Genomic DNA, 22,352 nt, shown 5'->3' on the forward strand with positions numbered 1-22,352 from the left:
TAGGGGGAAGGTTTTTGTCGCGTAGCGGAAATTGGCCTCCACCCGCTGAGCGGGTGGCTTTCTATGCCGCGCGTGCCGTGCGGCACGGACTAAAGTCCATGAATAAAAACGAGGAAGGCCACGTCCGGCCTCCCTCGCAAAGAGTCTCTGATTGCTCCCACTCATTGGGGACAGACTTACATGAGTGATTGCACTTATTGGGGACAGACTTAAATGAGCGCTCTTGAAATGCCGGCGCCTGGGGACGTTCTTTTTCTGTCTGCAGTTTGGGACGTTCCTTTTCTGTCGGCAGTTTGGGACGGTCCTTAGAGCTGCAGCGCGCCATGAGCGACGAGGCGAAGCGGATCATCCTGTCTTTCGAGTTCTAAGCAGAATTCCCCGTCTCTGAGTAATGATTAGTGCGCATTTGTGCGTATTTGTGTGCGTAGGATTGCGTGGCTATGCGTGTATAAGCGCCGTCTGCGGCTGTATTTTGACCATTTAGCGGTTATATACGCAAAAGTACGCACATACGCGCTAATTTGTGCGAATATAGAGACGGCAGAAATGTTAGACGCTCCATGACCCAGGAGGCACATATGGCAGATTCCAAGCAGGCTCCACTCGACGCCGCGGCAGCCGCCAAAGCAGCATTCGCTTCGGTTCAGGACATGCCGTTCCCTAACGACATCTTTACGGCACCCGAGCTTCGCTGGGCTGTAATCGGTTGCGGCGTTATCGCCAACCAAATGGCCCAGTCCCTCGCTCTGGCCGGTCGCAAGCTCGCGGGTGTCGCCAACCGTACGCTGTCCAAGGCTCAGGCTTTTGCCGAGCAGTATGGTGTCGAGAAGGTGTATGAGACGGTTGAGGACCTCTACGCCGATCCGGACATCGATGCCGTCTATATCACCACGCCGCACAACACGCATATTACCTATCTGCGTGCCGCGCTGGCCGCCGGCAAGCACGTGCTCTGCGAGAAGGCCATTACCCTCAACTCTGCCGAGCTCGACGAGGCCCGCGCCATCGCCGATGATCACAACGTGGTCCTTATGGATGCCACCACGGTGCTTCACATGCCGCTGTATCAGGAGCTGCGCCGTCGCATGGATGCGGGCGACTTTGGCCGCATGAACCTCGTTCAGCTCAACTTTGGCAGCTATAAGGAGTACGGCGACCTGACTAACCGCTTCTACAACCGCAGTCTTGCCGGCGGCGCCATGCTCGATATCGGCGTGTATGCGCTCTCCGTCATGCGCCTGTTTATGGCCAGCCAACCCGTCGAGGTCGTGTCTCTGGGCAATACCTGCGAGACTGGTGTTGACGTCGCGGGTGGCATTGTCTGCCGTAATGCCGAGCAGCAGCTGGGCGTCGTGAGCCTTACGCTCCACTCCAAGCAGCCAAAGCGCTCGGTTATCAGCTTTGACAATTGCTATGTCGAGGTCAACGAGTATCCGCGCGCCGATCACGCGACGATCGTGTGGACCGCGGACGGTCATCGCGAGGAGGTCGCCGCGGGCACCGAGGCCTATGCCCTGTGCTACGAGATGGCTGACCTGGAGAAGGCCGTCGCCGGCGACGATTCCAAGCGTGAGCTTCTGGATTATGCTTCTGATGTGATGGAGCTCATGACCAAGCTCCGCGCCGATTGGGGAGTCGTGTACCCCGAGGAGGAGTAAGCGATGCTTGCGGAAGATAGGCTCAACGCGATCGTGTCGATGGTGCAGCGGACCGGCTCGGTTACCGTGCCGGAGCTTGCCGAGGCCCTGGGCGTGACACCGTCCACCATTCGCCGTGACTTGCAAACGCTCGACCGCGCGCACCGTATCGCCAAGGTGCACGGAGGCGCGACGAGTCTTGAGCGCGCGCACGTGACGCGTGACCTGACGATCAGCGAGCGCAGTGATCTCCATAACGATGACAAGGAGCGCATCTGCGCCCGTGCCGCGGCCCTGGTGGAGCTCGATAGCTTTGTGTATATCGATTCGGGCTCCACGACCCTCAAGCTCATCGAGCATCTTCCGCATCTCGACGGCGTCACCTATGTGACCGATTCTGTGCTCCATGCCCAGCATCTCGCCCTGCGCGGTATGCGCGCCGTTGTGCTGGGTGGTGAGCTCAAGCCCGAGACCGAGGCGCTCGTCGGTCCCGATGCCTTGGCAACCCTGGACCGCTATAACTTCAACTGCGGCTTTTGGGGTTCCAATGGCATCGCCGCCGAGCAAGGTCTCACCACGCCGGATATCGAGGAAGCGCAGGTCAAGCGTATCTCGATGCGTCATACCGCCAAACGCTTCGTAATCTCGGACGCCAGTAAATTTGGCATGGTGGCGCCCGTCAAGTTCGCGGACTTCCGCGATGCAACGATTATTACCGCAGGCGAGGTGCCCGCCAAGTACCGGGCAATGGACAACGTCATCACGGTCTAGCAGTGGGGCAAGGTCAAAACCATTCAGTTTTCTCAATAGAAAAGCGGCAACGTCCATTACGGGCGTTGCCGCTTTTGTTGTCTACCGGTTTGTCTAAGTCTGTAACAACTGGACCGTTAAAAGTGGGCTAGATGTTACAGATTGAGATACTTCCGAACCGCGCCGTCCCTTTGTCTCGATCTGTAACAGCTGGGACCGATTTTGCCGAGTTATTGTTACAGATTGAGATTTTCTCTTGCGGGGGATTCGAATGTCTCGATCTGTAACAGATAGACCGGAAAATGGGTTCTAACTGTTACAGATCGAGACGTTTTGGCGCCACGGCTGAGCCATCGTGGTGGTTTTGACGTTTGCCCAGATAAAACCTGCCAAAATAAACCTGTCCCTATTTGGCAGGTTTTAGGGTTCCCAGGGGCAGGGGGCTTCGATGTGGATGTGCTCGCCGGTTACGGGATGCGTAAAGGACACACTGTGGGCGTGGAGCATGAGGCCGCAAGGACGCGGCGTGCCGTACAGGTCGTCGCCAACCAGGGGATGACGCTCGCTCGCCAGATGCACGCGGATTTGGTGCTTGCGGCCGGTGAGCAGCTCGACATCGATATACGAACGCGCGGGCAGGCCTCGACGGCTCTTAAGGCGCTTGAGCACCTTCACGCGCGTCTGCGACGGCTTGCCACTGGCACCGACGCGCATCTTGCGGCTGTCGTGGCGGTCGCGGGCGATGGGCTTGTCGATGAGCTTTTCGTTCCAGTCGATCTTGCCCTCGGCGAGTGCCAGGTAGTGCTTTTCGAAAGCGTGGTCGATGACCATCTGGTCAAAGGCGGGCTGCGTCTGCTTGTCGAGCGAAAATAACACCACGCCGGTGGTGTCGCGGTCAAGGCGGTTGAGCGGCTGCATATCGGTCGCGGCAAAGCCGTCGCCCATCGCCAGCAGCAGATCGCTGGCGTAGTCGGTAAGCGTGCGCTCGCCGGTGCCGTCACCGTGGACGATCATGCCGGCGGGCTTGTCGATGGCCATGAGCCAGGCGTCGCAGTAGAGGACTTGAGGTTCTTCGTTCACGTGTAAGCCTTTCGGTTAGCTGATTCCCACAAACATGCAGCCCGAGGTCGCCCCGCGTAGGCGGGCGGCGGGCTTGCGGCCGGCCTGCGCGGCCTCGACGGCGCGACGGACGCGGGCGACGGCACGGCCAATCTCATCGGCCTCGAGCAGCGTGCCGTCCACCATAAGACGACGCACGCCGGCATCGAGCAGCTGTGGTACCTGCGGCGTAAGGTCGATGGGGTAGGCGTCGTACAAGCGAGAGCGGCCATGGATGTCGGTGCGGACGGGCATGACCTTTCCGTCGATATTCTTGAGCGAGAGCTTGCGGGCACGCAGACGGCAGTTGGCACAATCGTGGATGCAGCCGTTGGCAACCTGCAGAATGCAATGCTCGCTTGTCATGACGCGCGGGCGGCCAAAGACGGTGATGCCCAGAGCCGCGGGCGCGGCGGCGCCGAGCGAGACAATCTCGTCGAGCGTGATCTCGGGCGAGAGACAAAACGCACCGGCTCCGCGCTCGGCAAGCGCTTCCATGCAGGGCGTGTTGTGAACCGGCAGGCAAGAGCGGACCTCCGCCGTGGCACCAACTTGGGCGGCCAGAGCAAGCTCGGAGATATTGCCGACGGCGACGGTGGCTCCGGCATTGATCCAGGGATCGACGCGCTCGTGGTCGGCGGCGCGGCAGACCTCGTCGAGTACGGGCACGATACCCTGCTCAAATGCATCGGCAGGGGAGAGCTCGGCCGCATCGAGTGCGTCGGTGGTCATGTAGATGCGCGTGGCGCCCTCGGCACGAGCGGCCTCGGCGGCGTCGAGCGACGTGACGGTGGCGCAGATCTGCGGCTCATCGCGGTAGTGCTCGGGCATGGAGCGCGTACATTTGTCGAGCACCGGCAACTCGAGCGTTTTCGCGCGCTCCTCGTAGGGTGCCAGAATGGCCTCTTCCAGCGCCTTGCAAGCGGCGGCGCGCACCTTATGCACGGCGGAGAAGCCCATGCCGCAGCCGGCGTCGAGCGAAACGTCAAAGCTCGCTGCCTCAAAGGGCGAGGAGCCCATGCGGCCCACATGCTCAACCAGGTCTGCCGCCTCGACGGCGCGGGTCTTGGCGGCCTCGACGGTGAAGCCCGTGGCGGTGGCGGTGAGCGCGGGGCTGTCACAGCAGGTGAGTGTGACGGTAAACGGCTCGCCCAGGCGCGCCACGACGGACACATCAACAGCTCGGCGGCGCAGCACGTCGCGCTTGAGCGCGGCGCCGGCGGCGTCGATGGCGCGCTGGCTGCGGATGATGCGCACGCGGCAGCCCTCGGGCATGCTGCGGGGCACGCGACATTCGATGATGTCACCGGCGGCGGCATCATCGGCGGCAATAGTGGTTAGGAACTGGTCAAACTCGTTATCGTGGCGAAGCTCCAGCAGATCGCCCTTGCCCACGGGCTCAAACAGCTCAATGCGGGCGATGGCGGCGCGGCGACGGCGGTCGTCGGGCTTGAGGCCGCGCACATCGCGGTTGGCCGGGCGGCTGCCCAGCACCGTGCCCACGATCTGGCCGCGGTTGTTGGAACGCTCATAGCTCATCATCTCGTCGCCCGAGGTGCCGTCCTGATAGGCGTGCGTAAAGTCGCGGTTAAAGCAGCGCTTGAGTTGACGCTGGCGAGCGGCGTCCTCGTGCTTATCAACGGCGACCCCGGCCAGCATGTCATCGATTTGATGACGATACACATCGACGATGGAGTACACGTAATCGGGCGCCTTCATGCGGCCCTCGAGCTTGAGCGATGCGGCGCCGGCGTCATACAGACGGCGAACGAGCTGCGAAGTGTTGGTGTCGCGCGGGCATAGAGCGCGCTCGCGTCCGGCAGGGGAGAGCGTACGTCCGTTCTCGTCGATCAGCTCGTAGGGCAGGCGGCAGGGCTGGGCGCACATGCCGCGGTTGGCCGATCGCCCCGCCATGGCAAAGCTCGAAAGCAGGCACAGGCCCGAGTAGCAAAAGCAGATGGCGCCGTGGCTAAAGACCTCAAGGTCCACATCGGGCGCGGCATCGTGAATGGTGGCAATTTCGTCGATGGAAAGCTCGCGCGAGAGAGTCACGCGGTCGGCGCCCTGCTCGCGGCACCAAAGGGTTCCGCGGTCGTCGTGGATGTTTGCTTGGGTTGAGATGTGCGTCTCGATGCCGGGCATCGTGCGCTTGACCTCAAAGAACAGGCCCCAGTCCTGGATGATGAAGGCGTCGGCGCCCAACGTGGAGCAGCGGTGGATGAGTTGCAACGCATCGCCCATCTCGGACTGCTTGATGACGATGTTGACCGTGACGTAGACGCGCGACCCGGCTAGATGCGCGGCGCGGCAGGCTTGCTCAAAGGCCTCGTCGGTAAAGTTGGTGGCCTTGCGGCGGGCGTTGAAGCTGCCCATACCGCAGTAGATGGCGTCTGCCCCGGCGGCGAGTGCGGCGGCAAAGGGCTCGGGCCCTCCGGCGGGCGCTAAAAGCTCGGGTCTGCGGTTGGTGGTTCGACTGGCGGTTGCGGTCATATCCTGCCTTTCAAAATGCTCAGATACTCAAAAGTATAGTGGTGCTGTTGCGGCGGACGAGCCCTGTGGCCCAAGCAGGATAAAGTCTTCAGGCAGGTCGCCGGTCGTGCCGTTCAGCGGCCGACAGACGCCGTTGGGCGATAAAAGATTCTCGCAACGTGATAATAATCTTGCATCGCGCGGAAACCTTGAGTACTATCCCAATCAAGCGCGGTGTTCAGACCGAACTGTGCCTCCCGGTGTGAACGCCGCGCTCACGCTTTCTCAACTGATCGTAAGGAGAAAAACATGAGCAAGACCGTCGTGTCTTCCGATAACGCACCTGCAGCCATCGGCCCGTATTCCCCCGGCATCCAGACCGGCAACATGGTGTTCCTGTCCGGCCAGCTGGGCATCGACCCCGCAACCGGCAAGATGCCCGAGGGCGTCGAAGCCCAGGCTAAGCAGTCCCTTGCTAACGTCGAGGCCCTGCTGACCGCTGCCGGCGCCACCTTTGCCGATGTCGTCAAGACCACGGTCTACCTGGCCGACATCGCCGACTTCGCTGCCGTGAACGAGATTTATGCCTCCAAGTTCGAGGCTCCGTTCCCTGCGCGCAGCGCCTTCCAGGTTGCCGCCCTTCCGGCCGGCGGTCTGGTCGAGATCGAGGTCGTCGCCGCTCTCTAGGGCGTTGGCAACAACTAAACATGGCATGCAAAAAGACCCTGCGGTGCGAGCTGCAGGGTCTTTTGTCAAGTGACAGATCGCATGTGGAGCCACCAAGGGCAGTCTTTTTGTTTGTTAGCCTTCCTTGCGAACTTTTTGCAGGTAGCGGTAGACGCTGGGCTCCGAGATGCCCAGCGCGGTGGCGGCGCAGGCCACGGCGCCCTTGAGCATGAACACCCCGTTGCCGTTGAGGTGGCGAATGACGTCCACGCGGTCGCTCTGGCCAAGCGACGCTACATCCAGCCCGCGCGCGCTCAGCAACTCGGCAATGCTGCGGTCGATGAGCTCCTGCGTAGATTCCGAAAGGCTTTCGACCTCGATAGGGGCGGGCTCCGTGCGCGTCGGCGCCGCGTCGAAGCACGCCATGAGCTGCTGCGCCATGGCGTTGATGGAGCGCACGGTCGAGAGGTCGGTGTTGACGCAAAGCATACCGACGATCTCGTCATTCTCGCGGATAAAGTACGTCGCTGACTCCAGCGTCTTGCCACCGGCGCCGCGCCCCTCGTAGCCCGTAATAAACGGCAGGTCGCGATACTTGGCGTCGTGCATGATCTTGAGTGCCAGGTCGGTGGCGGGACCGCCGACCTTGCGGCCACTCACGATGCCGTTGCGAATATCGACGATGGCGTGGTCGGGATCCGAGAAATCGTGCAGGACGATCTCGCTGTTCTTACCGAGTATCTGCTCCAGGAAATCGACCATCGGCAAAAAGCGACGTACGGTCTCGTTCACGGGCAACTCCTTTGGGTGAAATCGGAAGGTTCATAACAATTTTTTCTCATGGTAACACGCTACTCTTCATCTCGTATATCCGCAGGTACATTGCGTAATACAGACGAACGGTAGGAATTTGGCGGTAAACGGTTGACCAAAAGAAAAGTTAGATGTTATATTGACCAGACACTTTCCTGACCTGCGGAAATGCATTATCTCAGCTGAAGAATAGTCTGATAACAAAAAATTATTATTGAGAATGAGAATCATCTTTAATACGATATGCAACGAAGGCACAACCTCAACCCCGCACTGCGTCACAATAGAGCGTTAGATGCGAAACAACTATTTCGAGGATTGGTGGTCAAATGACCCAGGAGACGGTTACGAACGGCACTGAAGCCCTGTTCACTCGTGAAGGCATGCCTCCCGTTAAGGAAATGATCCCGTGTGCCCTTCAGCACGTACTGGCTTCGTTTGCCGGTATCATCACCCCGGCTGTCATCATGGCCGGCGTCTACGGCTTTAATAGCCAGCAGAGCACCGACATCATTCAGGTTGCGCTCATTCTTTCGGCAATCGACACGGCCCTTCAGGCCTTCGCTCCCTTCCGCCGCATCGGCGGCGGCCTGCCCATCGTCATGGGCGTCTCGTTCGCGTTCCTGCCGGCCCTGCAGGCCATGGGTGCCTCGGGCTTTAGCTTTGGTGCGCTGCTGGGCGGCGAGATTGTCGGCGGTGCCGTCGCGGTCCTCTTTGGTCTGGCCTACAGCAAGATTAAGTGGCTGTTCCCGCCCGTCGTGACCGGTACGGTCATCTTCTCCATTGGCGTTTCGCTGTATCCCACGGCCGTCAAGTACATGGCCGGCGGCATGGGCACGCCGCTGTGGGGCACCCCGCAGGCCTGGTGCGTCGCTCTTATCACCTTCGCAGTGGTCTTTGCGCTCGCCAACTTTGGCAAGGGCACGCTCAAGCTGGGCTCCGTGTTCTTTGGCATGATCGTTGGCATGATCGTCTCCATCCCCTTCGGCATGATCGACTTCTCCAGCGTCGCCACCGCTCAGGTCTTCGCCCTTCCCAAGCTCATGCCCTACGCGCTCGAGTTTGATCCCGAGGTCTGCATTACCCTCGCCGTCGTGTTCCCCATGGTTGCCATCCAGGTTATCGGTGACGTCTCCGCCGCCTGCCTGGGCTCCATCGACCGTATGCCCACCGAGCGCGAGCTCTCCGGCGCTATCGTGTCCCAGGGCCTCACTTCTATGGTCGGCGGCCTGCTGGGCGGTCTTCCCACCAGCGCCCTTGGCCAGAACGTGGGCATCATCTGCTCCAACAAGGTCGTCAACAAGTGGGTCTTTGTGATCATCGCGGCCGTCTTTGCCATTGCCGGTCTGTTCCCGCAGCTCTCTGCCGTCCTTTCCGCTATCCCGCAGCCCGTCATCGGCGGCGCGACCGTCGGCGTCTTTGGCACCATCACCATGAATGGCGTGCGCATGTTCACCCGCGAGGGCCTCACGCAGCGCACTACCACCATCGTCGGCACCTCCGTCGTCTTTGGCCTGGGTATCTGGATGGCCAGCGGTTGCCTTGCCGGCGAGGGTATGCCCGCCTGGGTGTCCACCGTCATCGGCTCCAATGCCGTAACCCCCACCGCAATCATGGCCATTGTCCTTAATCTGATCCTTCCGCAGACGCCGGTCGTGGCTCAGCACATCGATGCCGCCAAGGACGCTGCCGTGGATCTGGTCTTGCCCGAGAGCAAGAAGTAACCAATTCGGTGCTATTCGTCGGCGGACGTATCGCCTCGTCCGCCGACGCCATGCGGCGATAGGCCGCACTTCAAAGGGCTTGCCCCTTTGGTGAAGCGTTGACGGGAGAGGGCCCGTTTCCGGTGTAGGCCGGCGCTTCGCACTTCCGCTATGTCAGAGGTGTCAAACCCCGCCTCTGATGTTGAAGGGAGCATTCATGCTTCTGGTCGCTAACGGTTCTGTCTTTACCCGCAATTCTCAGACCCCGTTCATTCCCAACGGTGCGGTCGCCATTGACGGAGATACGATCGTCGAAGTAGGCCCCGAGCGCGAGCTCAAGGCCAAGTACCCGGATGCCGAGTACGTCGACGCCCAGGGCAACCTCATCATGCCCGGACTCATCAACTGCCACACCCACATCTACTCGGGTCTGGCCCGCGGCCTTGCCATTAAGGGCTGCAACCCCACCAACTTCCTGGAGAATCTTGAGCAGCAGTGGTGGAAGATCGATGACAACCTGACGCTCGACGGCACCAAGGCCAGCGCCTATGCCACGATTCTTGACTCCATCCGCGATGGCGTCACAACGATCTTCGATCACCACGCGAGCTTCTGCGAGATCCCAGGCAGCCTCTTTACCATTAAGGATGCAGCTCAGGAGCTGGGCATGCGTTCGTGCCTGTGCTACGAGGTCTCCGACCGCCGCGGTCAGGAAAAATGCGACCAGGCCATTGCCGAGAACGCCGAGTTTGCCCAGTGGGCCGCCAAGGAGCGTCGCGATAACGACAACCACATGATCGCCGCCATGTTTGGCGGTCACGCCACCTTTACGCTTTCGGACGAGACCATGGACAAGATGGCCGAGGCCAACAACGGTCTGACCGGCTTCCACATCCATGTGTGCGAGGGCATGAATGACGTGTGGGACTCCCGCCTCAACCGCGGTGGCATCAGCCCCGTCGAGCGCCTGCTGCAGCACAACCTGCTGGGTCCCGACACCATGCTCGGCCACTGCATCCACGTGACGCCTGCCGAGATGGATATCGTCAAGGAGTCCGGTACCTGGCTCGTCAACAACCCCGAATCCAATATGGGCAACGCCGTGGGCTGCGCCCCCGTGCTCGAGTTCTTCCGCCGCGGCATCCCCGTGTGCATGGGCACCGACGCCTACACTCACGATATGCTCGAGAGCCTCAAGGTCTTCCTGATCATTCAGCGCCACAACGCCGCCATGCCCAACGTGGGCTGGTGCGAGGCCATGACCATGCTGTTCGAGAACAACGCCAAGATGGCGAGCAAGTACTTCGACCGCAAGCTCGGTGTGCTCGAGGCCGGCGCTGCCGCCGACGTCATCGTTATGGACTACAAGCCCTTTACGCCGCTGAGCGAGGAGAACATCGACGGCCACATGCTCTTTGGCATGATGGGCAAAAACTGCCGCACCACCATCATCAACGGCCGCGTCCTGTACAAGGATCGCGAGTTCGTTGGCATTGATGAGGACAAGATCAACGCGTGGACCATGGCTGAGTCCAAGAAGCTCTGGAGCACGCTCAACGATCGCGCCTACTAATTCACAAGTAGTTTCGCGCGCGTCGGATGTTTCGCCGCATCCGACGCGCGTATAGGCGGCCTCCGCGGGGTCGCCGGCGCTGTGCTAGCGCTACACCGTATTTGCGCCCGCCGCGCGGTCTCGCCGGGCGTTACAGAGAGGAGCTCACTATGAGCGACATCATGAGGCCGATCCCGTTTTCGCAGCTGATGAACTGGATCATCGAGGAGCACAAGACCCAGGACGCCATCTTTGGCGTGCGCAAGATGGTCACGACCAACCAGGAGGGTGCGCTTCCCATTTTTGACGAGCGCATCGAGACTCCGTTTGGCCCGGCTGCCGGCCCCAATACGCAGCTTGCCCAGAACATCGTGGCCTCTTATGTGGCTGGTTCCCGCTTCTTTGAGCTCAAGACCGTCCAGGTTATGGACGGCGAGGAGCTCTCCAAGTGTGTGAACAAACCCTGCATCGTGGCGCAGGATGAGTGCTACAACTGCGAGTGGTCGACCGAGCTCGAGGTTCCGCAGGCCTTTGCCGAGTACGTGAAGGCATGGTTTGCCTGCCACCTGATCGCTCGCGAGTACGGCCTGGGCAGCCCGGACGGCTTTGTCTTCAACATGTCCGTGGGCTATGACCTGGAGGGCATCAAGAGCCCCAAGGTCGATGCCTACATCGAGGGCATGAAGGACGCCAGCGGCTCCGACGTCTGGAACGAGTGCCGTGCCTGGGCTCTCGCTAACCTGGACAAGTTTGAGCATGTCGATGCCGCGTTTGTCGAGTCCATCCCGGCGCGCGTGTCCAACTCCATCACCGAGTCCACGCTGCATGGCTGCCCGCCGGCGGAGATCGAGCGCATCGCGACCTATCTGATCACCGAGAAGGGCCTCAACACCTACATCAAGTGCAACCCCACGCTGCTGGGCTATGAGTTTGCCCGTCAGCGCCTCAACGAGCTGGGCTTTGACTACATCGTCTTCGACGATACGCACTTCCGCGAGGACCTGCAGTGGGCCGATGCCGTGCCCATGTTCGAGCGCCTGATTGCCCTGTGCGCCGAGCGCGGCCTGGAGTTTGGCGTCAAGCTGACCAACACGTTCCCCGTCGACGTGACGAGGAACGAGCTGCCCTCCACCGAGATGTACATGTCGGGCCGTTCGCTGTTCTCGCTGACCATCGAGGCCGCCCGCCGCATTACCGAGCAGTTTGACGGCAAGCTGCGCATCAGCTACTCCGGCGGTGCCACGGTCTACACCATCCGCGCCCTGTACGATGCCGGCATTTGGCCCGTCACCCTGGCGACCGACGTGCTCAAGCCCGGTGGCTACGAGCGCTTTAGCCAGATGGCCGGCGAGTTTACCGATCTGGACGGCAAGCCGTTTGAGGGCGTCTCGCTCGAGGCCGTGACCGCGATCCAGACCGACTCGCTCACCAACCCGCTCTACAAGAAGCCGCTGCGTCCGCTGCCCGACCGCAAGGTCGCTGGCAAGAGCCCGCTTTCCGATTGCTTTACCACGCCGTGCCGCACGAGCTGCCCCATCCAGCAGGATATTCCCGCCTACCTGGCGGCTGTTGACGAGGGTCGCTACGAGGACGCACTCAACATCATCATCGAGCGCAACGCCCTGCCGTTCATCACCGGTACCATCTGCCCGCATCCCTGCGGCCGTGCCTGCGAGCGTGCATTCTACGAGCCCGAGGGCGCCCAGATCCGCGCCAGCAAGCTCAAGGCCGCTCGCGAGGCCATGACCGCCGTGCTGCCCAAGCTGCGCGCCCAGGCCATCGCCAACGACGCCGAGCGCAACGTTGCCGTTATCGGCGGCGGCCCTGCCGGCCTGGCGACGGCGTTCTTCCTGACGCGTGCCGGCGTGCCCGTCACTATCTTCGAGGCCCGCGACTCTCTCGGCGGCGTGGTCCGTCACGTGATCCCCGAGTTCCGTATCGCGAGCGACGATATCTCCCACGATGCCGAGCTCTGTCTGGCCTTTGGCGCCAAGGTGCAGCTCAACGCCCGCGTGGAGTCCATTGACGAGCTCAAGGCCCAGGGCTTTACCGACGTGGTCGTGGCCACCGGTGCCTGGATGCCCGGCTCTGCGGGCCTGGGCGAGGGTGCCGAGCTCGACGTGCTGGAGTTCCTCGAGGCCGCCAAGAAGGGCGAGAAGCTCGAGCTGGGCGAGGACGTCGTGGTCATCGGCGCCGGCAACACCGCCATGGACGCGGCCCGCGTGGCCAAGCGCCTTGCTGGCGTGAAGAACGTGCGCCTGGTGTATCGCCGCACCAAGAAGCAGATGCCCGCCGACGAGGAAGAGCTCGATCTTGCTCTTGCCGACGGCGTTGAGTTCTGCGAGCTGCTGGCGCCCAAGGCGCTCAACGGCGCCGCGCTGACCTGCGACGTCATGGAACTTGGCGAGCCGGATGCAAGCGGCCGTCGCAGCCCCGTCGCCACGGGCGAGACCGTCGAGCTTTCCGCCACCACGGTGATCTGCGCCGTGGGCGAGGGCATCGATGCCAGCCTGTACGACGCCGCGGGCGTCGAGCACGATCGTCGCGGCCGCCTTGCCGCCACCTCCACCGGCGTCGAGGGCGTCTGGGCTGCCGGTGACTGCCGCCGCGGTCCCGCTACCGTGGTCGAGGCTATCGCCGACGCCGCCGAGGTCGCCCGCGCCATCGCCGGCGTGGACTTTAACAAGTACGTCGACTGCAACGAGCAGGCCGGCCGCGAGGACACCTGCTACGAGCGCAAGGGGTCGCTATGCCGTGACAAGCGCAACTGCACCAAGACCCGCTGCCTGGGCTGCGGCTCGGTGTGCGAGGTCTGCTGCGATGTGTGCCCCAACCGCGCCAACGTGGCAATTAAGGTGCCGGGCCTGGCCAAGCATCAGGTCGTCCACATCGACGGCATGTGCAACGAGTGCGGCAACTGCGCCGTGTTCTGCCCCTACCAGGAGGGTCGTCCCTACAAGGACAAGCTCACCCTGTTCTGGAGCGATCAGGACATGGAGAACTCCGAGAACGAGGGCTTCCTGGCCGTGGACGAGGACCACTTTAAGGTCCGCGTCGCCGGCACGGTCCGCACCGTCTCGGTCGATGCCGTCAACACCGGTCTGCCCGAGGCCGTCCGCCTGACCATCAGGGCTGTGCGCGACAACTATCCGTACCTCCTTAAGAAATAGGCGAGTCTCTTATGGCCAAATCCATTCAACATAACGTGGCCTACGTTGCCTGCGGAAGCGGTTGCGCCTCCGCAGGCGGCGACGCCCGCTGCAGCGAAGGCTGCATTGGCTGTGGCGCCTGCGTCACGGCCTGCCCCCACGGTGCCATTGCGCTGGTCGATGGCATCGCCCGCGTGGACCGCTCAAAGTGCACGGGCTGTGGCCTGTGCGGCATGGCGTGCCCGCAGCGCGTGATTGCCTTTGTTCCCGGCTACCAGAACATTCTGGTGCGCTGCAACAACACCGACAAGGGCGCCATCGCCCGCAAGATCTGCGACACGAGCTGCATCGGTTGCGGCATGTGCGCCAAAAAATGCCCTGCCGGCGCTATCCGCATCGAGGACAACTGTGCCCACATCGACGGTGCGGACTGCCTGTCGTGCGGCATGTGCGCCGTCGTTTGCCCGCATGGCGCCATCCACGACCGCACCGGCATCGCCGCCGGCGTGTAGAAGGGAATCACCATGGCACAGGAATTCACTTTTACCGTTAACGGCGTCGAGCACACGACGACCCAAAACAAACCGCTGCTGCGCTACCTGCGCGACGACCTGCACATCCATTCCGCCAAGGACGGCTGCTCCGAGGGTGCTTGCGGCACCTGCACCATTCATGTGGACGGTGCGGCCGTCAAGGCCTGCGTGCTGACCACCGCCCTTGCCGCCGGCCGCAACATCGTGACTGTCGAGGGCCTGCCCGAGGACGTGCGCGAGGCCTTTGTGTACGCCTTTGGCGCCGTGGGCGCCGTGCAGTGCGGTTTTTGCATCCCCGGTATGGTCATGGCAGGCGCGGCGCTGATCGCCGAGGACCCCGAGCCCACCGAGGAGCAGATCAAGTACGCCATCCGCGGCAACGTCTGCCGCTGCACCGGCTACAAGAAGATTATTGAGGGCATTTCGCTGGCCGCTGCGGTGCTCCGCGGCGAAAAGCAGATCGACGAGGACCTGGAGCGCGGCGACGACTACGGCGTGGGCAAGCGCGCCTTCCGTATTGACGTGCGCAAGAAGGTGCTCGGCGAGGGCAAGTATCCCGATGACATCGACGAGCTCGATCAGCCGGGTCTGACCTACGCCAGCGCCGTGCGCTCCAAGTATCCGCGCGCCCGCGTGCTCTCCATCGACACCTCCAAGGCCGAGGCCCTGCCCGGTGTGGTGGGCATCCTGCGCGCCGAGGACGTGCCGGTCAACCAGGTCGGCCACCTTATCCAGGACTGGGACGTCATGATCGCCCAGGGCGATATCACCCGCTGCGTGGGCGATGCCATCGTGCTGGTGGTTGCCGAGGACGAGGCGACGCTCGAGAAGGCCAAGAAGCTCGTAAAGATCGATTACGAGCCGCTGGAGCCCGTGCGTAACATTGACGAGGCCAGGGCTGCCGACGCCCCGCGCCTGCACGACAGCTTCTTTGCCTTTGGCAACACGGTGGAGCTCAAGGACAACGTGTGCCAGAGCCGTCACGTGACGCGCGGCGACGCCGCCAAGGCGCTGGCAGAGAGCGCGTTCACCGTGACGCAGCGCTTTACCACGCCCTTTACCGAGCATGCCTTCTTGGAGCCCGAGTGCGCCGTTGCCTTCCCGTACAAGAACGGCGTCAAGGTGCAGTCGACCGACCAGGGTGCCTACGACACGCGCAAAGAGTGTGCCCACATGTTTGGCTGGGACAACGAGCCCGAGCGCGTGGTCGTCGAGACCATGCTCGTGGGTGGTGGCTTTGGCGGCAAGGAGGACGTGTCCATCCAACACCTGGCCGCGCTCGCCGCATATAAGTTCCAGCGTCCCGTGAAGTGCAAGCTCACGCGTGCCGAGTCGCTCGCGTTCCATCCCAAGCGCCATGCCATGGACGGCACCTTTACGCTGGGTTGCGACGCCGAGGGCAACTTTACCGGTCTGGACTGCGAGATCAACTTTGATACCGGCGCCTACGCGTCGCTGTGCGGCCCGGTGCTCGAGCGCGCCTGTACGCACGCCGTCGGCCCCTACAAGTACCAGAACACCGACATTCGCGGTTTTGGCTACTACACCAACAACCCGCCCGCCGGCGCGTACCGAGGCTTTGGCGTGTGCCAGTCCGAGTTTGCGCTCGAGAGCCTGATCGACTTGCTGGCAGAGAAGGTCGGCCTGGACCCGTGGGAGATTCGTTACAGAAACGCCATCGAGCCGGGCGAGGTTTTGCCCAACGGCCAGATCGCCGATTGCTCCACGGCGCTGAAGGAGACATTGCTCGAGGTCAAGGATGCCTACTATGCGCATCCCGGACACGCCGGTATCGCCTGCGCCATGAAGAACGCCGGCGTGGGTGTGGGCCTGCCCGATGCCGGCCGCTGCAAGATTCGCGTCGAGGATGGTCGCGCCGTGGTCTATGCCGCCACGTCCGACATCGGCCAGGGCTGCAACACCGTCTTTTTGCAGGACGTTGCCGAGGCCTGCGGTCTGCCGCTGAGCTGCATTGCCAATGGCGAGTGCTCCACCGAGAACGCTCCCGACTCCGGAACCACGTCTGGCTCGCGTCAGACGGTCGTGACCGGCGAGGCCGTTCGCGGCGCCGCCTTCCTGCTGCGCGATGCCATGGTTGGCATCGAGGCCGGCAAGCCTGCGCCTACCGCCCCGGTGAGCGCCCATGGTGACGGCGTCAAGATCGAGTACGACGACGGTCGTGCCTATCAGCTGCGCACGCAGGAACTCGTCGCCGGCCAGGGCATGCATCCTCAAGATCCCGCGGCCGCCATCAAGGCGCTCGAGGGATGCGAGTTTGGCTACGTGTATCTGGAGCCGACCGACAAACTGGGCGCCGACGTCCCCAACCCCAAGAGCCACATCTGCTACGGCTTTGCCACGCATGTGGTCATTCTGGATGATGACGGCCGCGTGAGCGAGGTCTATGCCGCGCACGATTCCGGCAAGGTGGTCAACCCCATCTCCATCCAGGGTCAGATCGAAGGCGGCGTGCTCATGGGTATGGGCTATGCGCTTACCGAGGATTGGCCGCTCAAGGACTGCGTGCCCCAGGCGAGGTACGGTACGCTCGGGCTGTTCCGTGCGCCCGAGATTCCGGATATCCACGCCATCTACGTGGAGAAGGACGAACTGCTGCCCGTGGCATATGGCGGCAAGGGCATTGGCGAGATCGCAACGATCCCCACGGCGCCCGCCGTGCAGAACGCCTATCGCGCGTTTGACGGCAAGCTGCGTCCGGATCTGCCCATGGTGGATACGCCCTACAGCCGCGCCCGTCACCGCGGGTAGGGTAGGGCGTGGACGGCCATTACTGACGGGCTGTCCATGCTCAGCATCAACTGCATATGCTGCGCCTTTGGCCCCGGCTCCATCGCGAGCCGGGGCCTTTTGTTTGGAGCGGAGGCAGCATCCCGGAATTCGGGCAATCCGGTGGTCAGGGGTTGAGCGAGCGTCGCGCTAAGGATGCCAAGCGTAAAACCTTCAATGAACATAGCGTAAAAACTACATCCGCAACGGCGTAAAAACTACATTGGAAGTAGCGTAAAATCCGCATTGAGAATGGCGTAATTTCGTATATCGCATGATCGCCCGAGCTTGCACACGGCCTTTTGCGAGCTCTTGCCATGAACGAGAGCCAGGCCGTCACGTACAAGACGCTCATAGAGGACGCCTCGTACGGTGAGGCGGGCCCCGACGAGAGGACCATCGCTGCGCACCTGGATCTCTTCAACAGACTCAAGCTGACCGAGGACCTGTGCGGATGGGAGCCGCCCATGCGCTCGAAGGCCCGCGTTCGCGTGCGCCCCAAGCGCTACTTCTGCGACCCGTCACTTGCGGCGGCGTTGCTGGGGGCTACCCCTGAGCGGCTGCTTGGCGATATGCAAACGCTGGGGATGCTCTTTGAGAACCTCGTTCTGCGCGACGTGCGCGTGTCCCTTTCCACCTACGGCGGTGTCGACAACAGTGTCCATTATTTCCGAGATGAGAAGGGCCTTGAGGTCGATCTGATCGTTGAGCACGACGGGCGCTGGGGAGCCATTGAGGTCAAGCTGAGTGATGCGAAAGCAGACGATGGAGCGAGAAATCTCAAGGCGCTGGAGAGGAAAGTGCTCTCCAATCCTGCCGCCCAGAATGCCGCGCCGGCGTTTTTGGCGGTCGTGGTTGGAAAGGGGAGCATTGCCTACACACGCGACGACGGCGTGGCGGTGATCCCCATGGCGGCACTTGGGGCGTAGTGGTTTTGCGGGCGTGCCGTGCTTCCTTTACCGAAAATCCATTTGGTAAACCCGGCGCCCGTGGGTAAAATAAGGTCGACGGCAGCCCAAGTAGTGAAGAGCTGGGCAGCGCCGTTGCTTGGATTAAGGGGTCATCGCCTTAGCGGCGTCGACCCCTCTTTTTATGCTTCGTACGCTGCTTGAGTGCCTCGGTAAGTCCGATAAGCGCCGTGAGGAGCGAGACCAAAGCGGTCAGGAGCTTCACAAAATCAGTCAGATCGGTCATGGGCATCACCTCCCGTCGCATGGAGGGCGCTGCCCGGCACATGGAACTGCCGTCAACAACTGCAATTCTATCAAAGTACTGCTATAAATACGAATATATGTTCGATAATAACAGTGACGTGATTCTCTCAAAGTGTGGCTTTACGCAAGGATGCCGGAAAGCTGCACTGTGCGATTTCATGTGCGCACGGACACTTATCCTTACGGCAATGTAGCTGCCTGTGAAACAGGCGGCAGTTGACGGAGAAAGGCCCTCACCGTGTCAGACAAAAAGACGCCGTGTATCTCGGCTATCGATACGACGAACTTTGCGCGCCAGATCGTGCTGGACTTTGAGTTTGCGCCGGTGCCAAAGCAGCGCCAGCGCCGTGGACTGCGCAATGAGATCATCGAGGTCGGCGCCGTCAAGCTCGATTACCACGGCAACGTTATGGGCGAGTTCTCGCAGTTTGTGCAGACGGAATTTACCGAAGGCGTTGCGTTTCCCGTCCGCGAGCTCACAGGGATATCGGCTGTGGATACCGCGATGACCGATCCGCTCTATGTGGCGATCAAAAGGCTCAGCGATTGGATCGGTCGCTACTCCGCCCAGGTGGTCTGTTGGAGCGGGGCGGATCGTCGACAGCTTTTGACCGAGTGCCAGGCAAAGCATATCGATCTTTCCGCATTTCCTACGGATTGGGCCGATCTGCAGGCGTTTTATACCTCGATCATGGACGTGGGCAGCCACGGGTGCGTCTCTTTGAGTGACGCGGCAACGTGGTTCGGCATCGAGTTCGACGAGTCGACGGGTCACGCCCACAGCGCCCTGGCCGATGCGCGCGTGACCGCTAAGCTGCTCAAGCAGATGATGGAGGGGGACTATCACGTGAGTCCGCGCGCCCAGGAAGTCCGCCAACGGTGGGGGATGGGCGAGCGAGCTCAGACGCGCCTTTCCAGCAAGTGCCCCGAGCTGGGCGACCTGCTGCTGAAGCTGAAGGCGGAGGGGAGATAGGCGGCGTTGGCCGTCTGCATGGCGCGTGGCCTGTCGCGTATCACTACTCTTCCTGCCGCTTGGCAGGCAGGATGTAGACGTTCTCGGCGTCCACGGCGATCTGCGTGGGGCGGTTGTAGAGGGTGTCTACTTCCATTACGCTCTGCTTGAACGGTGCGACGTCAGGCGTCTTTGCCCGATGGAGCTTCTCGAGGAGTTTCTCGGATTGCCTATCGTTGAACCTGCCGATGTCCTCTCCTGCACCCTCGAGTGCCTCGTCGATGAGCGTATGTTCGCCCACGGGGGTCTTTGCGATGGCGTGACCGAGCAATTTGCCCGCGGACGCGATGCCGCCCAGCAGTGCCGCATCGACGGTGTCGGCAGTTCCCGCCTCGAGGGCGTCGTAACACTCGGTGTAGAGCTCGCGATACGCAATCGAATCGGCCTCGATCTTCGCGGTGGCGTCCGCGAGCTTTGCGGGCTCGAAGTTCTGGGCGAGCATGGGTTCGAGGAACAGTGAGAACGCGTGGATGTAGGTGGCGAGCTGGCAGTCTTTGAGGTAGTCGAGCACCTTGTCGAGGCGTCTGCCCAAGCCGTCTCGCACCTCGATGAACCCTTTCTTTTTCAGATCCGCTTGCGCCTGCGAGCGGAAGAGTTCCATGTCCTGCGCGGACGACTGCTTGATGTCGAGCACCTTCATATGGGCGTTTGCCATGTAGGTGGCGTTGCCGTAGTTGAGGCCGTAACCGTTGAGGATGTCTGCGAGCGTCTTGAGGTTGCCACGCATGTTGGCCTTGTCGCGCTGACGCATGTACTCGAACATCTCGTCGACGGACTCCTGGATGGAGTCGAGCTTTTGGTTTATCTGCGCGATTGCGGCTGCCATGAACAACGACGTCGGGTCGTAAGGCACTTGAGTGACGCTCGTGGCGATGTCGCCCTCGACTACGTGGAAGCGCGCCTGTCCAAAGCCCTTGACTGCGTCGCGGTAGCCCCCTGTGAGACCGCTGCCGTCCTTGAACGAGTTGAGTTTCGACGGATCGAGCGGGTTGCCAAATTTGTCAGTCGCCTGGAGCAGCGTGGGTACGCTCACCGTGTTAGTGACGGTGCGAAACATCGAGGGGAGCGAGGCGAACGCCACGCCGAGCTGGGGAATTCGCTCGAGCGGCAGCTTGATGGCGCCGGAGATGTCCGCCCGCTCCTGGGTGAGCGCGAGGTGGATTTTGGTCGATGCGAGCTGTTTTGCCACGAGTTCCTCTCGGCCGCCGTCCGTTGAGGGTTTGATCTCGTTGTCTGCCATAGCGTGCTCCTTGTTTGCGTTGATCGCCGTGGGCATTATCTCATTGCTAGGTGGCTTGCCAGAGCGGGGTAGAGACCGAGCGTCTGGCAAAACTCGTTAACTGATTGCATTTCAGCGGATTGGGTTGATTGCAAGAGAAGGACGGCTATCCATCTGCCCTTCCCAGTTGAGTTCGCTTTGAGCTACTGTTCGTGCCTATGCTGCTTGGGCTCAAGCCTTCTCGCTGCCGCGAAGCAGGCCGTGGCCGCCATGGCTAATGCGATGCTGGCCATCCAAGCGGAGTCGCCGGTTACGGCGAGCTTTGGTTCATCGGTTATCGTGTGTCCCGACCTTTTTGTAGACGCCTCGTCGGCGTCCTTTTCAGGAGTGGCAGGATCACTTTTGTTGTCGCCGGGTGAATCTACATCGGTCTTGCCGCCCGCCTGCTCCCCTTGGGCCTTCCCCTCCACGGTGAAGGATGCATCGGTCGCCGTCCCGTCCTTCCAGACGGCCGTGACGGTGTGTCCGCCGGCGGCAAGCGTGTCCAGGTAGGCCGGCTTGAGCTCGATAATCGTGCTGCCCTTGGTTGCGGTGTAGTTCTCAGCGGAGGCCTCATTTCCGTCCACGAGGAGACGCGTGAACTCATCGAGAGGACCGCTGAAGCGGAAGGTCAGACCGTCCTCGTTGCCCTTTGCATATGCCTGCCCGTTGCCCTTGGTGGCGGCATACAGCGGGGCGGTCACGTCGAAGGTAACGTCCTCCGCGTCGTCGACATCAAAGGTCCGGACGCCGGTCTTGCCGTTACGCTCGGCGTAGGCGGAGCTGTAGACGAAGGTCTCATGACCCGCCTTGTCGAGGACCGCGAGGGCATGGATTTCAAACGAGCCCATCGAGAGCGACGTGGGGAACTCGATTTCGATATAGCCTCTTGCCGCATCGTAGCTGCAGCTCAACGTTTTACGGGCCTTTACAGAGTTCGGGTCCTCGACATAGCCGGGGTCGCCGAGAATCGGGGAGACAGACTTCACGCCGTCCGCGTCGCCTACATTGCAATAGATGCGGAGGAGCCCGCCGACAGGGACTCTCTTCGCGGAGATGGAAACGTTCGAGACCGTGGGCGGGTTCCGGTCGATCGCGCTGCCGGTCACCTCGAAGCACAGCTCGCTCGGGTCGGCAACCGAGAAAGTCGCGCCCGAGATGCCGTTGGCCCTGGCGTAGGAACTCTCGTACACATCGGTCTCGAACCCTAGGTCATCGGTGACCGAAAGGCCGATCAGCCTGTGCCTTCCGATCCTATTGCTGTCGAATGTGAGGTCGAACCCGTCGATAGACGAGCCTCCGTGATAATAGGCCGACGAAACGGAGCAGCCGTCGTCCTTATCCTCCCAGCCCCGCTGCAGTATGGGGGAAACGGAGCGAACGCCGTCCGGGTCCGCGACGGACCAAGAGATGTGGAAGTCGGCACCGGTCGCGACCTCCCTGCTCGAGAGCGACACGGAGGACACGGTCGGCGGGTTCTGGTCCGCGGGCCCCTCGGTCACCTCATAGACGAGGGGGCTGGTGGCGAAGGTCGGAGAGTTGAGTCCCTTCTCCTCGGCATACGCCGCGTCGTAGACATCGGTAACCCATCCAAGGCTATCGGTCACGCCGAGGCCGATGATCCGGTACCTGCAGGGCCGGTCGCTCGGGGAGGTGGGGATATCGAAGCCCGCGGTCGTGTCGCCTGTGTTTCGTCAAGAGGATTTGAGCA

16 protein-coding genes are annotated in these 22,352 nt (G+C 61.8%); 10 read left to right on the forward strand and 6 right to left on the reverse strand.

The window, feature by feature from the left end:
* Positions 1-578 precede the first annotated feature (578 nt).
* Together DW850_RS02770 and DW850_RS02775 are read left to right on the forward strand one after the other, a co-directional pair.
* Positions 579-1,658: a Gfo/Idh/MocA family protein gene (locus DW850_RS02770; protein ID WP_117786164.1), complete on the forward strand. Its 1,080-nt coding sequence runs from the start codon at positions 579-581 to the stop codon at positions 1,656-1,658.
* Positions 1,659-1,661: 3 nt separating this feature from the next.
* Positions 1,662-2,408, forward strand: a complete 747-nt coding sequence (locus DW850_RS02775; protein ID WP_117786165.1) for a DeoR/GlpR family DNA-binding transcription regulator — start codon at positions 1,662-1,664, stop codon at positions 2,406-2,408.
* Positions 2,409-2,807: 399 nt separating this feature from the next.
* Here DW850_RS02775 and DW850_RS02780 read toward each other — a convergent pair whose 3' ends face one another.
* Together DW850_RS02780 and DW850_RS02785 are read right to left on the reverse strand one after the other, a co-directional pair.
* Complete coding sequence (locus DW850_RS02780) at positions 2,808-3,467, reverse strand: RluA family pseudouridine synthase (RefSeq protein WP_233539860.1); 660 nt, start codon at positions 3,465-3,467, stop codon at positions 2,808-2,810.
* 15 nt (positions 3,468-3,482) lie between these two features.
* Entirely contained in the window at positions 3,483-5,975 is a 2,493-nt protein-coding gene (locus tag DW850_RS02785) for a U32 family peptidase (protein ID WP_117786167.1), read from the reverse strand.
* Positions 5,976-6,263: 288 nt separating this feature from the next.
* On the opposite strand from DW850_RS02785, the gene DW850_RS02790 reads away from it, so the two are divergent.
* On the forward strand, positions 6,264-6,641 hold the full coding sequence (locus DW850_RS02790) for a RidA family protein (protein WP_035137477.1): 378 nt from the start codon (positions 6,264-6,266) through the stop codon (positions 6,639-6,641).
* A 114-nt stretch (positions 6,642-6,755) separates the two neighbouring features.
* Here DW850_RS02790 and DW850_RS02795 read toward each other — a convergent pair whose 3' ends face one another.
* Positions 6,756-7,412, reverse strand: a complete 657-nt coding sequence (locus DW850_RS02795; protein ID WP_233509000.1) for a transcriptional regulator — start codon at positions 7,410-7,412, stop codon at positions 6,756-6,758.
* 350 nt (positions 7,413-7,762) lie between these two features.
* Here DW850_RS02795 and DW850_RS02800 point away from each other — a divergent pair, with 350 nt between their 5' ends.
* The 6 genes from DW850_RS02800 (at position 7,763) to DW850_RS02830 (ending at position 18,086) form a co-directional block, all read left to right on the forward strand.
* A complete protein-coding gene (locus DW850_RS02800; protein WP_055285183.1) occupies positions 7,763-9,157 on the forward strand; it encodes a uracil-xanthine permease family protein in 1,395 nt (464 codons plus the stop codon).
* 196 nt (positions 9,158-9,353) lie between these two features.
* Positions 9,354-10,709 carry a putative aminohydrolase SsnA gene (ssnA, locus tag DW850_RS02805; protein ID WP_117773422.1) on the forward strand — a complete coding sequence of 452 codons (1,356 nt, stop codon included), beginning with the start codon at positions 9,354-9,356 and terminating at the stop codon, positions 10,707-10,709.
* A gap of 149 nt (positions 10,710-10,858) precedes the next feature.
* Positions 10,859-13,858, forward strand: a complete 3,000-nt coding sequence (ygfK, locus tag DW850_RS02810) for a putative selenate reductase subunit YgfK (protein ID WP_117786168.1) — start codon at positions 10,859-10,861, stop codon at positions 13,856-13,858.
* A gap of 11 nt (positions 13,859-13,869) precedes the next feature.
* A complete protein-coding gene (locus tag DW850_RS02815; RefSeq protein ID WP_055252516.1) occupies positions 13,870-14,349 on the forward strand; it encodes a 4Fe-4S binding protein in 480 nt (159 codons plus the stop codon).
* Positions 14,350-14,361: 12 nt separating this feature from the next.
* On the forward strand, positions 14,362-17,139 hold the full coding sequence (gene xdh / locus DW850_RS02820) for a selenium-dependent xanthine dehydrogenase (RefSeq protein ID WP_117786169.1): 2,778 nt from the start codon (positions 14,362-14,364) through the stop codon (positions 17,137-17,139).
* Between the two features lie 335 nt (positions 17,140-17,474).
* Entirely contained in the window at positions 17,475-18,086 is a 612-nt protein-coding gene (locus tag DW850_RS02830; protein ID WP_233540593.1) for a DUF4143 domain-containing protein, read from the forward strand.
* Between the two features lie 139 nt (positions 18,087-18,225).
* Here the strand turns inward: DW850_RS02830 and DW850_RS10480 are convergent, their stop codons facing one another.
* On the reverse strand, positions 18,226-18,351 hold the full coding sequence (locus DW850_RS10480; protein WP_255413317.1) for a hypothetical protein: 126 nt from the start codon (positions 18,349-18,351) through the stop codon (positions 18,226-18,228).
* A 258-nt stretch (positions 18,352-18,609) separates the two neighbouring features.
* Here DW850_RS10480 and DW850_RS02835 point away from each other — a divergent pair, with 258 nt between their 5' ends.
* Positions 18,610-19,344, forward strand: a complete 735-nt coding sequence (locus DW850_RS02835) for a 3'-5' exonuclease (RefSeq protein ID WP_117786171.1) — start codon at positions 18,610-18,612, stop codon at positions 19,342-19,344.
* Between the two features lie 43 nt (positions 19,345-19,387).
* Here DW850_RS02835 and DW850_RS02840 read toward each other — a convergent pair whose 3' ends face one another.
* Both DW850_RS02840 and DW850_RS02845 read right to left on the reverse strand, forming a co-directional pair.
* A complete protein-coding gene (locus tag DW850_RS02840; protein ID WP_117786172.1) occupies positions 19,388-20,623 on the reverse strand; it encodes a hypothetical protein in 1,236 nt (411 codons plus the stop codon).
* A gap of 182 nt (positions 20,624-20,805) precedes the next feature.
* Positions 20,806-22,248 carry a hypothetical protein gene (locus tag DW850_RS02845; protein ID WP_117786173.1) on the reverse strand — a complete coding sequence of 481 codons (1,443 nt, stop codon included), beginning with the start codon at positions 22,246-22,248 and terminating at the stop codon, positions 20,806-20,808.
* Positions 22,249-22,352: the final 104 nt, after the last annotated feature.

The sequence above is a fragment of the Collinsella sp. AM36-4AA genome (assembly GCF_003467795.1).
Lineage (GTDB): Bacteria > Actinomycetota > Coriobacteriia > Coriobacteriales > Coriobacteriaceae > Collinsella.